We start from the raw sequence: 13,447 nt of genomic DNA, 5'->3' as shown, positions 1-13,447 counted from the left end.
TCAAATCTTTTCTCATCTTTTTTGTTTCTCATTTCTATGATCTTCGCTCCATACATGGTAGTCTTACATTTTTCTTCAGCACAAAGTCTCCCTTTTATTATACGCAAAATACAATCTCGTTCAAGGCAATTCTTGATTATTTTCCACGGCATGTAAGACACTGCAATGGTCTCGATTTTCTTTACCATTGCGCATTTCAAAGACTTCGCCCAATGCCGGAAGATCCTTCTGGCATTGGGCGATGAAAACCGCCAGCACATTTTCATAAGTGGGCACAATGATCTGCTTCAGAGCCTGTGCAAAAAAGACATTCATCTTTCTGAAAAAAGTTCCCGCTTTCTCTCAATCATCTCATCAATTCTTTCAATATAGAGTCCAACATCCTTGACATTCTCACACCTTGTCACTGTCAGTCCATGGTCACTCACACATTTGCAGGCTGCTCCTGCCCCAAGCGCCACGATCGACTGCTTCTCCTCCATGATGAGTATATTGTAAAGTCCAGCCTTGCCTTCCTTGGCAAAGCCAATGTTTTCCAGATTTCCGGTCATATTCTTCTGGCGGTAGAGATAATAAGGTTCCATGCCCAGTGCCTGCGCCGTCCGGTGTGCAAGCGCCATATGCTTCTCAGAATTTTCCATGTGAATGTCCTGATATTTATCCCATTCCAGATTCAGCCTTGCAGACCTCTTGATCGCCAGTGAATGTACGGTCAGATTGTCCGGATCCAGTTCCTTTATCACAGACATGGTATGTTCCACATCCTCCATATGTTCTCCCGGCAATCCCACGATCAGATCCATATTGATGGTCGCAAATCCCACCTCTCTTGCCAAATGAAAACTGTCTATCACCTGCTCGACCGTATGGTGTCTTCCGATCAGATCCAAGGTCTTTTGGTTCATGGTCTGCGGATTGATGGAAATACGACCGATTCCGTGTCGATGCAGGGCTTCCAATTTATCCCGGGTGATACTGTCAGGTCTTCCCGCTTCCACAGTAAACTCTAAAAGATCAGATAAATCCAGGCTTTCTTCGATCTTGGTCAGAAGCCGATCTAACTGGTCGGCACTAAGACTTGTCGGTGTGCCGCCACCAATATAGATGGTATCTAAGACCTTGTCTTTAAAATGCTCTGCAACAAAATCAATCTCTTTAAAAAGAGCCTCTAAATACGCATCCACACGCTTTTTCCAGATACCGATCGGATAGGAGGTAAAGGAACAGTAAAGACAGGTACTCGGGCAAAATGGGATCCCGATATAAAGACTATATCCATTTTCATAATCCACCGGTGCTAACAATCTATGCTCTTTCTTGGCAATTTCCGTGCATAGCGTCTCCTTTTCCTCGGAGATCAGATAGGTATCTTTCATATAAGTACGAATTGCCGTCTCATCGGCCCCCTCTTCCAGCATCCGCAGTGGGATCTTCGTCGGTCGGATCCCTGTCAGCGTTCCCCACGGCAGTTCGCGTCCTGAAATCTCCTGCAATATTTCATATAGTAAGCGCTTCAGTCTGTTTTTGGTATCTTTTCTATCCTGATAACAAACGTCGCATCTTCTCGTCGTTTCAGCATCCTTTATCTTCCATGTGATGGTGATCTGCTCCATGGCATAGGTCACTACAAAAGAAAACGATACCTTCTCCTGATCTGCCTTTGGATTCGTATCCACAAGAATTTCTTCCTGTGGATAGAAGGCTTTGATCAAAGAGTAGATATCGTATTCAAAATTCGCTTCATTTAATTTTACTGTAATCATTTATCTCTTCACTTTCTTAGAGAAATGGATTGTACATCCGCTCCTGTTCAATGCTGGTTTCCACATCATGCCCCGGATAGACAATGGTATTCTCAGGAAGCGTCATGAGTTTGTTTCGCACAGATTCTACAAGAAGTCTCGCACTTCCGCCCGGAAAATCCGTGCGTCCGATGGAACCGCAAAAAAGAGAATCTCCGGAAAAGACAATATCCTCTCTCGGAAAATAGTAACAACATCCGCCCGGTGTATGTCCCGGCGTAAACAGAACCCGGATATGGAATCCTGCAAGGTCGATCTCCTGCTCGTCCTTTAAAAAGATATCTGCATGATAAGTCACGGCACCGCCAGCCATAGGTCCTGACAAATTGATGCGGCTATCGGCCAAAGTCTCTGCCTCCTTTTCATGGGCATAGACCAAAAGGCCGTACTTTTCTGCCAAACTTGCTGCCGCCCCGGCATGGTCAAAATGTCCATGGGTTAAGAGAATGGCCACCGGCTTTGCCTGCATCTTTGTCAATGCAGATACAATACGGTCAGCCTCCGCGCCCGGATCCACAATAATCGTCTCTTTTGTCTTTTGGTTCATCACAAGATAACAATTGGTCTGCACCGATCCTACCACCAGATGCACAATCTGTCTGTCACTCATATGCTTTCTCCCATCTAGCCTGTCGTCCTTTCCACATCGATCACAGAGTCGATCTGCTTTAACTTTTCGATCAGACTACGCAATTCGTTCTTGCTCTTGGTTCCAAAATTGACCACGATCGTCGCAATGCCCTGCTTACTGGTCTTAGAAAAGATAGACTTGATATCTATATCACGCTCTGTAAATACTTTGGAAACATCTACCAAAAGCCCGGTTCTATTGTTGCCGTAAATATGGATCTCTGTCTGATAAACTTCACCGGAACGCTGTTCAATGGCATCCGGCTGCCACTCTGCTTCGATCAGGCGTTCTCTTTCACTATCCGGCAGATTGAGCACATTGATGCAATCCGTACGGTGGATGGAAACGCCTCGTCCACGCGTCACGAATCCAACGATCTCATCCCCCGGCACCGGTGTGCAGCACTTAGAGAAACGGACAGAAACATCATAAAGCCCCTTGACGGTAATACCGCTCTTGGACTTGTGTTCCTTTTGTTTTTCCTTTGCCGCAGGTGTGTTGTCCTCCGGCTGGTTATTTTCTGCCAAGATATCCTCATCCGTGATCAAAATCGGATGATCCTTCTTGTATGCTTCATACATACGGTTGACAAGTTGCCCCTCTTTCAAGCCGCCATGCCCTACGGCTGCAAGACAGTCATCCCAGCAATGGAAACCATACTTGCGGATGATCTTTTCCTGATATTCCGGTCGGTTGATATCGGAATAATTGATCCCCTTTGCCTTGGCAGAAGCCATCATGAGTTCCTTGCCCTTGATGATATTTTCTTCTTTAAACTCATTGCGGAACCACTGATTGATCTTGTTCTTTGCCTGTGTACTCTTGACAACATTTAGCCAATCCCGGCTCGGTCCTCTGGAATTCTGGGAAGTCAGCACCTCGATACGGTCTCCATTCTGGATCACATAATCGATCGGCACCAACTTGCCATTGACTTTGGCGCCCACCATCTTGTTACCGACCGCTGAATGGATGCTGTAGGCAAAGTCGATCGGTGTGGAGCCGTTCGGCAGATTCTTGACATCACCGGATGGCGTAAAGCAAAATACCATATCCGAAAAGAGGTTGAGATCACTTTTCAGCAGGCTCATGAACTCCTTGTTGTCCGACATGTCTCTCTGCCACTCCAAGATCTGGCGCAGCAACTCAACTTTTCTTCTTCTTTGTTGATCGTGGCACCCTCGCCACTCTCCTTATATTTCCAATGTGCAGCAATACCATATTCGGAAGTCCTGTGCATATCATAGGTACGGATCTGTATTTCAAACGGTGTACCTGTCGGTCCGATCAGAGTCGTGTGCAATGACTGGTACATATTTGGCTTTGGCATAGCAATATAATCCTTGAAACGCCCCGGGATCGGCGTATACATCTCATGGATGACACCAAGTGCCGCATAACAATCCTTGACCGTCTCAACGATAATACGGATGGCAAAAAGATCATAGATCTGATCGATCGTCTTGTGCTGGTTGACCATCTTGCGGTAAATGCTAAAGAAATGCTTGGCACGTCCCTCGATGTCAGCCTCGATACCGGCCCCCTTCATGTGCTGTGACACCTCGGCAACCAGACCGTCAATATAAGCCTCCCGCTCCTGCTTGCGCAGTGCCACCTTTTCCACCAGATCATAGTAGGCTTCCGGCTCCAGATATTTGAGCGACAGGTCGTCCAGTTCGATCTTGATCTTGGAAATACCAAGACGCTGTGCCAAAGGCGCATAGATTTCCATGGTCTCTCTCGCCTTTTCCTTCTGCTTCTCCGGTGTCATATATTTAAGAGTACGCATATTGTGCAAACGATCCGCCAGTTTGATCAAAATAACACGGATATCCTTTGCCATGGCAAGAAACATCTTGCGGAGATTTTCTGCCTGCACTTCTACCTTGTCCGCATCATAGGACAACTGTCCCAACTTGGTAACACCATCTACCAAAAGCGCTACTTCATCGGAAAACTCTGCTGAGATCTCCTCGATCGTCATAACGGTATCTTCTACCACATCATGCAAAAGTCCGGCAACGATCGTCTCCTTATCCATTTCCAGATCTGCCAAGATGATGGCAACGCAAAGCGGATGGATGATATAAGGCTCGCCCGACTTACGGCACTGCCCCTCATGCGCTGTATAGGCAATGTGATATGCCTTTTCGATCATGGTAATGTCCGTGTTCGGGTGATACTTACGGATGCGCTCGATCAGTTCACGATGCAGTTCTTCCGGCTCAACAAAATCCGCAGTGGCGATAATGCCCTTGCGTTCCCGGTCGATACTCTGTTCCATCTGTTCTAGTTGTTCTACAGTGAAATCTGCCATTCGTCATCTCCCCTTTCTGTTTCTGATACTCTCCACGAGCAAAACCAAAAAGTAGCACAAATTTTACCTTTGATTATAGTTAAAATCCTCCAAAAAAGCAACAAATCTCGCGGGATTCCTTTACAAATTATAAGAATAGATCCATTCGTCCGGCATTTGTTTTCCCTGAAATCCCATTTTTCCCAAAAATTGCCGCGATGCCAGGTTTTTTTCGTCCACATGGCTGATGATCCGCTCCATGCCGAGTTCGTCTTTTGCATAGGAAAGGATCGCCTGACAGACTTCCGTGGCATAGCCTTTTCGCCAGTGCTCCGGTGTGATCAGATAGCCCAGTTCTGCCTCCCCTTCCCGACAAGGTTCCCGGTACTCCAGGCCTGCACGCCCGATGAGTTTGCCGGAGTCTTTTTCAAAGACCAGCCACATACCAAATCCATAAAAACCGTAAATACGCTCGATATAAGTCTCCTCATACAGCCTTTCCTGCTCATACTCATACAAAGGTTCAATAAAATCGGTCACATGCGGCTTGGCATATAAGGCAAAAAGGTCGTCCAGATCATCCATGCAGAATTCGCGTAGGCGGCATCTTTTCGTCTCTAAGATCTGCCAGGGGATCCCGTGATACCTTTCAAAGACCCGGACAAAATCCTGGTAGGTCACCTGTTCCAGGCTGAGCACCACATAGTTTGCCTGCATCATTTCATCTTCCTCTGCCTGAAATCCAAGCACAGCGATCCCCAACCCCTGCATCTGCCTTGCCATATCCGGCGAAGTCGTCAGGCAGATGGTCGCCGCCATATCCGAAAGATCAAAGAGTCCTGCCGCATTCTCCGGTTCCAAAAAGACCACCTTTTGAAAAAATGGCGTATTTTCCTGCAAATACGCCATTTGTCTTTCATAATTCTGTGGTGTGAATTTTTCTTTTTCTATATAGACCACAAGATTTTTTAAAGTTAATGTATTCATAGATTTTTGATACGTTCCAGTGCGCGCACAGAGTTTCATAACTGCCAAAGGCTGTCAGTCTAAAGTAACCTTCTCCGCTTGGTCCAAATCCGCTTCCCGGTGTTCCTACCACATTTGCCTTCTCCAGTAAGAAGTCAAAGAAATCCCACGAGGTCATATTCTCCGGTGTCTTTAACCAGATATAAGGCGCATTGATGCCGCCATAGACTTCGTAACCGGCATCCTTGAGTCCGGTGTAGATGGTCTTGGCATTGTTCATGTAATAGCCGACCTGTTCTTTGATCTGTGCCTGTCCGGCATCAGAATATACAGCCTCGCCTGCACGCTGGATGATGTAAGGTGCGCCGTTGAACTTGGTTCCATGACGTCTTGCCCACATGCCGTTCAAAGAAACGCCGTCACATACCAGATCCTTTGGTACGACCGTAAAGCCAAGACGAACGCCGGTAAATCCTGCATTCTTTGAAAAACTGCGGATCTCGATCGCACAGGTCTTTGCTCCCTGACATTCATAGATGGTATGCGCCACATTGCTCTCGGAAATATATGCTTCATAAGCAGCATCGTAAATGATAATAGCGCCAATACGGTTTGCATAATCAACCCATTCCTGCAACTGATCCTTGGTCAGTGTGGTTCCTGTCGGATTGTTTGGCAGACACAGGTAAATGATATCCGGGTTCTCCTTTGGAAATTCCGGTACGAAATTATTTTCTGCCGTACATGGCATATAGATCACGTTGCTCCACATCTGTGTATTTGCATCGTATACACCTGTTCTTCCTGCCATAACGTTAGAATCAACATAAACCGGGTAAACAGGATCACAGACAGCGATACGGTTGTCCACAGAAAAAATCTCCTGAATATTACCGGAATCACTCTTGGCTCCATCGGATACAAAAATCTCATCCGCAGAGATATCGCATCCTCTTGCCTGATAATCATGTGCCACGATGGCATCCCGCAGGAAGGCATAACCTAAATCCGGTGCATAGCCGTGGAAGGTCTTGGCATCTCCCATCTCATCCACTGCCTTATGCATGGCCTCGATCATAGCCGGCGCGATCGGCTGGGTCACATCCCCGATACCCAGACGGATGATGTCTGCCTCCGGATGTGCCTCTGTAAAGGCATTGACTTTCTTTGCAATATTGCTGAACAAATAACTTCCTGGTAATTTTTGATAATTCGTATTGATCTTGTACATCTTCATTCTCCTTTTATGTCCATTCACAAGTTACTTTTGCTGTCAAGTTCTATACTCCTATAAATCGATTTCCCCGGAAAAAACCTCGGTTGCCGGACCTGTCATAAAGACATGGTTGGTCTTTTCGTCATAGACGACCTCCAGATGTCCGCCCAGAAGTTCGATATCTACACTCCGTCCTGTGAACCCGTTAAGATAGGACGCAACTGCCACAGCACAGGCTCCTGTACCGCAGGCAAGTGTTTCGCCGGAACCGCGTTCCCACACGCGCATACGCAAATGATCCTTGTCGATCACATTGATAAATTCGGTGTTGACCCGCTCCGGGAAAAGTTCATGTTTTTCAAAGACCGGCCCCACTTCCTCCAGCGGAAAATCTCTGACATCCTCCCCGATAAAGGTGATGCAGTGCGGATTTCCCATAGATACGCAGGTAATATCATAAGACCTGCCCTTGATCTCTAATGGCTCCGCCACGATCGCTTCCCTTCGATCGTCCGCCAAGCCAAGGACAGATGCTTTGACGGGAACCTGCGCCGGAATGAGTTCCGGCTCTCCCATATCGACACGCACCTTACTGACCTTGCCATCTTCTACCGTCAGTTTCAATGTCTTGATGCCGGAAAGAGTGTTGACCGTGATCGTCGTCTTGTCTGTCAGACCATGGTCATAGACATATTTTGCAACACAGCGGATGCCGTTTCCACACATTTTCCCACGGGAGCCATCTGCATTATACATGTCCATTTCAAAGTCTGCCACATCAGACGCTTTTATCAGGATCAGCCCATCCGAACCAATGCCAAAATGACGGTCACTCACTCGAATGGCGGTTTCTGAAATATTGGGAATGACTTCCTTTGTGCAATCTACATACACATAGTCATTGCCACATCCATGCATTTTTGTAAATTTCATATGACGTTCCTTTCTCTTCTTTTTCTAACAGACCTGCTCAAAGACCGATTCCAAGCCCCACCGCAAGAAGAAGCGGTATTGCCACACCGGGTAGCCATCCCAAGAAAAAGGATGTGCTCTGCCGTAAGATCTGATTCTCCGATAGCATAGAATAATCTGCAAATTTTTTATCTATCTTAGCACCATAAAAGGCTGTTAGCAAACAGTAAGCAAGGCTGCATAGGAGAAAACCAAGACTTTCTAATATGCCAAAAGAAAACGCTAATCCCAGGAAAATACAAGATACGACCGCAACCGGAATGGTGATAAAAAGGTTTCTCTTGACCAGCAGTCCCTCCATATCTTTCTCCTCCATAGGCATAGATTCCATGATCCAATGCCGCTTTCCCTCCATGGAAAATCCGCAGTAACTACTGCTTCCCATACCGAGCAGTGCCAACAGTAGACAAAGGATCACAAGGTCAACACGTCCTCTGTCACAGTCAGCATATAAAAATTGCCTGATCTCCTGCGCCCTCAACAGGCAAAACGCACTCGACATAAGCGCATACATGGGGCCGATCAGCGTACTTACCATATAAGACCGCGAATGGATCCACTGACTCCATAGTCTTTCTTCCAAAGCCCGATGCTTGGTTTTTGCCTCCTGTGTGCCATAAGAAAACGTTTTATATACTTTTGGCGCGCGCAGTGCCAGCACGATTTCCTGATAGGCGACCAGCATAAATAAAAAGAAGAATAAAAACCAGACGGAGGAGGCTACCAAAAACAGGAAGAAAAAGGCTCCGTTATTTTCCACAACACCATTTTGATACATCCTGCCAAAGGAGTAGTTGGCACAGATTGCCCGGATGATCTCAGACTGATCTTTATGCATCGACACCGCATTGGATACATTTCCTATGGAATTTCCCACCAGAAGTCCCATGACAAAAAGCACTGCCAGCATGATCATCGAATGCAGTAAGTTGCTGTTTTTGACGGAACAAAGGATGAGTGCCAGGAAAATACCCGCCAGAGATGCGATCCCGGTGATCGGCAGACAGGTAAAACATAGCCCCACGATCCAACGTCCCAAAAAGCCCCCATCTACAGAAACTGCCATCAGATATGCCTGTAAAAAAGGAATATTGCTCAAAAGAACCAGTATGGTACATTCTACATACAAGCGTAAAAAGATCAAAAACACATGCCAAAAGGTACTGATGGGCAAGGATAAAAGAAATAGGGCATTATCATCACCGGCTAAGAGTTCATTGATCTTGATCATAGTAAAGATCAGCGTGAGAAGGCTTCCCAGCAGATAGCCTAAGACCGGTAAGACTCCTGCAAGCCCGCCCTTTGACAAAGTCTGTCCCAGATAATAGCAGACACCATACAGAACAAATGCCAAAAGCAGTGGCACCAGACTTCGCAAAAAGAAAGCGATTTTTGCTTTGCCGCTTTTTGCATAACGGAATTCGCTAAAACGAAAGATCCCATCCAACTGTAATTTCACCAAAAGTGCCAAACTACGCATAGCTTTCCACCTGCGCTTTCGCGAGTTCTAACTGTTCCAAAAAGACCTCCTCCAAGGAAGCCTCCCTGGTCAGTTCCTCTACACTTCCACTCACAACGATATGCCCATGATCGATCATGGCGACCTTGTCACACAACTTTTCTGCCACTTCCAACACATGGGTCGAAAAGAAGATAGCACTTCCCTGTGCACACAAGGCGCGCATCTCTTGCTTTAATACCGCAGATGCCTTGGGATCCAAGCCCACAAAAGGTTCATCTAAGACCAATAACCTGGGCTGGTGTACAAAGGCACTGATCAGGGCTACCTTTTGCTTCATACCATGGGAATAGGAAGATATCAGATCTCCCAAGGCTTCCTTGATTTCAAAGGCATCCGCGATCTTCTCGATACGTTCTGTCCGCACATCCGTCGGCACTTCATAAATATCTGCGATGAAGTTGATATAAGAAATCCCAGTCATATATTCATACAGATCGGGATTATCCGGGATATATGCCATCTTTTTCTGGCATTCTTTCTTGGCTTCCCAAAGTGTTTTCCCATCGATATAGATTTCTCCATTATGGGAGGATAAGATGCCAACAATCGACTTGATCGTTGTAGATTTGCCGGCGCCATTGTGCCCGATAAAGCCAAAGATCTCTCCTTCCTCTACCTCAAGTGACACATGATCCACTGCCGGCTTTTGTCCATCATAAGATTTTGTAAAATCTTTTAGTTGCAATACTGTCGCCATTTGCTTCCCCTCAGCACTCCTCTTTTCTATACATCCTGCACATATTTTAGTACGGTCTCATAATTGAGATTGCCGCCAAAAAGATCCAGTGCCGAACCGATCGTGATATTGATCCTGCCGTCACCGAGCTCCTTGATGTGTGTAATGTCCTGATAATCAGAAATACCTCCCGCATAAGTGATCGGGATCTTGCCCCAGTCTCCCAAAAGACGAACCAGATCTTCCTCGATCCCCTGGCACTTGCCCTCGACATCCGCCGCATGGATCAAGAACTCATCACAATAGGAAGAAAGCCGATCCAGTAACTCTGTCGTGATCTTTTCCTTGGTAAAATGCTGCCAACGATCTGTCACAATGAAATAATCGTCATCTGCCCTGCGTGCGGAAAGATCTAAGACGATATGTTCCTTGCCAACCGCCTCCACCAATCTGCCTAAATTCTGGTAATTGACCTTGCCATCAGAAAAGACATAGGACGTCACGATCACATGACTGGCTCCTTCCGCCAAAAAATATGCAGCATTGTCCGCTGTAATGCCTCCACCGATCTGCATGCCTCCCGGGTAAGTATGGAGCGCCAAGAGTGCCTGTTGTCTGGTTGCCTCATAGTAGGGACTGTCCGACTTGTTCAGCATGATCACATGCCCGCCTTTCAATCCATCCTTTGCGTAAAAGTCTGCAAAAAAATCAGCATCCCGCTTAGATACAAAATTCTCATTTGCCTGATCGCCCTCATCCTGCAAAGAAGCTCCGACGATCTGTTTCACCTTGCCATTGTGTATGTCGATACACGGTCGGTATTCCATAATAATATGTAGTTTCCTTTCTTAAAAAATCATTTGGATTGAGCATAGCACACTTTGTACGAAAAAGAAACCTTTTGTTCTACTTGCCTATCCTCTGCTATTTTGTTAAAATATCATATTAAAGTAGGGCTTGGTTGTCTTGCCGAACCTGCTAAAAATATGAAATACGAGTGAAAAGAAAGAGAGGAAAACACACAATGGGTACAATTATTGGCGAAGGCATTACTTTTGACGATGTATTATTAGTCCCTCAGTATTCTGAGGTTACCCCTAATATGATTGATCTGACTACCAATCTGACCAAAAAAATCAAGTTAAACATTCCTATGATGAGTGCAGCAATGGATACGGTTACCGAATCCAAGATGGCGATTGCCATGGCTCGTCAGGGTGGTATCGGTATCATTCACAAGAACATGTCAATCGAAGCACAGGCTGAAGAAGTAGATAAGGTAAAGCGTTCTGAGAACGGCGTTATCACAGATCCATTTTATCTTTCACCGGAACATACCTTAAAAGATGCTGACGAACTGATGGCTAAGTTCCGTATTTCCGGTGTACCGATCACCGAGGGAACCAAGTTAGTCGGTATCATCACCAACCGTGATCTCAAGTTTGAAACTGATTTTTCTAAAAAGATCAAAGAATCTATGACTTCTAAGGAAGACGGTCTGATTACTGCCAAAGTCGGTATTACCTTAGATGAAGCAAAAGCAATTCTTGCAAAGGCACGCAAAGAGAAGTTACCAATCGTGGATGATGACTTCAATCTCCGTGGTCTGATTACAATCAAGGATATTGAAAAGCAGATTAAGTACCATTGTCTGCAAAGGATGACCAGGGTCGCCTGCTCTGTGGTGCCGGTGTTGGTATCACTGGAAACATGATGGAACGTGTTGAGGCTCTTGTAAATGCCCATGTTGATGTTATCGTTATGGATTCTGCTCATGGTCATTCTAAGAACATCATTGAGGCTGTTAAGAAAGTTAAGGCTGCTTATCCGGATCTTCAGGTTATCGCAGGTAACATCGCTACCGGTGATGCTGCAAGAGCATTGATCGAAGCCGGTGCCGACGCTGTCAAGGTTGGTATCGGACCTGGATCTATCTGTACGACCCGTATTGTTGCCGGAATTGGTGTTCCACAGATCACTGCGATCATGGACTGCTATGCCGTTGCCAAAGAATATGGTATCCCGGTTATCGCTGATGGTGGTATCAAGTATTCCGGGGATATCACAAAGGCACTTGCTGCCGGTGGTAACGTATGTATGATGGGTAGCATGTTTGCAGGTTGTGACGAGGCTCCTGGTACTTTCGAGTTATTCCAGGGAAGAAAATACAAGGTTTACCGTGGTATGGGTTCCATCGCTGCTATGGAAAACGGAAGTAAAGACCGTTACTTCCAGGAAGGTGCTAAGAAGTTAGTACCGGAAGGTGTGGAAGGACGTGTTGCTTACAAGGGATCTTTGGAAGACATGATCTTCCAGCTCGTTGGTGGTATCCGTTCTGGTATGGGTTACAATGGATGTCCTACCATCCCGGAACTTCAGGAAAGAGCAAAATTTGTCAAGATTTCTGCTGCTTCCTTAAAGGAAAGCCATCCGCATGACATTCACATCACAAAAGAAGCACCAAACTACAGTGTGGACGAATAATTTTCACTTCAAATAGTAAGAAAAAGAACAGCCATGTCTGATATGCGACATGGCTGTTGTTATATGCTTATGCAATTTTTACCTTTCCTACTCGTCACGAAAATGACCTGCTATGATATCAAAGATACACCAGATACCTCCGCCTGCCGTAGATGCAAGAAATATCTTAATAATGCAGATCAATAGGGATTTCTTTGTCAATGTTCCTGCCATAAATCCGACATAAAGGAAACGCACCGGACGGATGAACAACCAGTAACCGCCTACATAAATGGCAAGAATTGTTCCCAGCAAGCCCAAAAGCACTGCTGTCACTTTTCGTATGTTTTTCTTCATATTTTACTCTCCCATATAAGGCTTGCGTGATCTAAAAGATCACATAAAAACCTAAAAATCCGATCAAAATTCCGAGAAATGCTCCCGCGATCACATCATGCATATAATGCACACCACCGATCACGCGTATCAGGGCAAGAAATACACCCGCCACAAAGATCACACCTGCTATCACCGGAAAAACAGGCATAAAACTCATGCCGATCATAAAAATTGAAAAGACATGGCGGCTCGGAAAACTCTTTCCCTTTGTATCTTTTTGAATAAGTGGTCTGATCTGCATCTGCTCATAAGGACGTGGTGCGTTGTAAACACGTCGGAATATGCTGACAACCACAAAGGCAACTCCCGGCACTAAAACAGTGTGATATAGCATCTCATATTTTTCTGAAAAAGCAAATACAAAAGAAGCATAGGATATGCTGCCATCGTAAGTAACGTGATCACACGGTTTAGCCCCAGCATAAGCCCAAGCATTCCCGGATGCTTTCGTAAAGCATCTGCCATCTGATTATACTGCTCTTCGCGCATCCTACTCCTCCTGCT

The 13,447-nt window shown here is 45.8% G+C and carries 11 protein-coding genes and 3 pseudogenes; 1 reads left to right on the top strand and 13 read right to left on the bottom strand.

Annotation, left to right across the window (positions count from 1 at the left end; translation table 11 throughout):
- Positions 1-120: 120 nt before the first annotated feature.
- The 10 genes and pseudogenes from DW996_RS00690 to hisA all read right to left on the bottom strand — a co-directional run bounded on the left by DW996_RS00690 (position 121) and on the right by hisA (position 10,908).
- Positions 121-315: a hypothetical protein gene (locus DW996_RS00690; protein WP_118534566.1), complete on the bottom strand. Its 195-nt coding sequence runs from the start codon at positions 313-315 to the stop codon at positions 121-123.
- Entirely contained in the window at positions 312-1,763 is a 1,452-nt protein-coding gene (gene hemZ, locus DW996_RS00685) for a coproporphyrinogen dehydrogenase HemZ (RefSeq protein WP_118534565.1), read from the bottom strand. The genes DW996_RS00690 and hemZ overlap by 4 nt, the downstream gene beginning before the upstream one ends.
- A gap of 16 nt (positions 1,764-1,779) precedes the next feature.
- A complete protein-coding gene (locus DW996_RS00680; RefSeq protein ID WP_118534564.1) occupies positions 1,780-2,412 on the bottom strand; it encodes an MBL fold metallo-hydrolase in 633 nt (210 codons plus the stop codon).
- A 14-nt stretch (positions 2,413-2,426) separates the two neighbouring features.
- Positions 2,427-4,717 (bottom strand): annotated as a pseudogene (locus DW996_RS14665) (RelA/SpoT family protein).
- A 153-nt stretch (positions 4,718-4,870) separates the two neighbouring features.
- The gene (locus tag DW996_RS00670; RefSeq protein WP_158575127.1) at positions 4,871-5,716 is read right to left on the bottom strand and encodes a GNAT family N-acetyltransferase; all 846 of its coding nucleotides are present in this window, start codon (positions 5,714-5,716) and stop codon (positions 4,871-4,873) included.
- A pseudogene (locus DW996_RS00665) lies at positions 5,713-6,926 on the bottom strand (LL-diaminopimelate aminotransferase). The gene DW996_RS00670 and the pseudogene DW996_RS00665 overlap by 4 nt, the downstream one beginning before the upstream one ends.
- A gap of 57 nt (positions 6,927-6,983) precedes the next feature.
- Positions 6,984-7,844, bottom strand: coding sequence for a diaminopimelate epimerase (gene dapF, locus DW996_RS00660; protein ID WP_118534561.1), 861 nt, complete (start codon positions 7,842-7,844; stop codon positions 6,984-6,986).
- Between the two features lie 37 nt (positions 7,845-7,881).
- Positions 7,882-9,363 carry a hypothetical protein gene (locus DW996_RS00655; protein WP_118534560.1) on the bottom strand — a complete coding sequence of 494 codons (1,482 nt, stop codon included), beginning with the start codon at positions 9,361-9,363 and terminating at the stop codon, positions 7,882-7,884.
- A complete protein-coding gene (locus DW996_RS00650) occupies positions 9,356-10,102 on the bottom strand; it encodes an ABC transporter ATP-binding protein (protein WP_118534559.1) in 747 nt (248 codons plus the stop codon). Before DW996_RS00650 ends, DW996_RS00655 begins: the two co-directional genes overlap by 8 nt.
- Before the next feature lie 26 nt (positions 10,103-10,128).
- The gene (gene hisA / locus DW996_RS00645; protein WP_118534558.1) at positions 10,129-10,908 is read right to left on the bottom strand and encodes a phosphoribosylformimino-5-aminoimidazole carboxamide ribotide isomerase; all 780 of its coding nucleotides are present in this window, start codon (positions 10,906-10,908) and stop codon (positions 10,129-10,131) included.
- Between the two features lie 197 nt (positions 10,909-11,105).
- Here hisA and guaB point away from each other — a divergent pair.
- Positions 11,106-12,565 (top strand): annotated as a pseudogene (gene guaB / locus DW996_RS14660) (IMP dehydrogenase).
- Between the two features lie 87 nt (positions 12,566-12,652).
- On the opposite strand, the gene DW996_RS00635 reads toward guaB, so the two are convergent.
- The 3 genes from DW996_RS00635 to DW996_RS12940 are packed head-to-tail and all read right to left on the bottom strand — an operon-like array spanning position 12,653 to position 13,432.
- Positions 12,653-12,901: a hypothetical protein gene (locus DW996_RS00635; protein WP_118280813.1), complete on the bottom strand. Its 249-nt coding sequence runs from the start codon at positions 12,899-12,901 to the stop codon at positions 12,653-12,655.
- Between the two features lie 31 nt (positions 12,902-12,932).
- On the bottom strand, positions 12,933-13,238 hold the full coding sequence (locus tag DW996_RS00630; protein WP_158575125.1) for a phosphatase PAP2 family protein: 306 nt from the start codon (positions 13,236-13,238) through the stop codon (positions 12,933-12,935).
- Positions 13,239-13,255: 17 nt separating this feature from the next.
- Positions 13,256-13,432, bottom strand: a complete 177-nt coding sequence (locus tag DW996_RS12940; protein WP_158575123.1) for a hypothetical protein — start codon at positions 13,430-13,432, stop codon at positions 13,256-13,258.
- Positions 13,433-13,447 lie beyond the last annotated feature (15 nt).

It is taken from the genome of Roseburia sp. AM51-8 (genome assembly GCF_003478275.1).
Classification (GTDB): Bacteria; Bacillota; Clostridia; order Lachnospirales; family Lachnospiraceae; genus Pararoseburia; species Pararoseburia lenta.
This window is presented reverse-complemented; position numbering and strand designations above follow the sequence as displayed.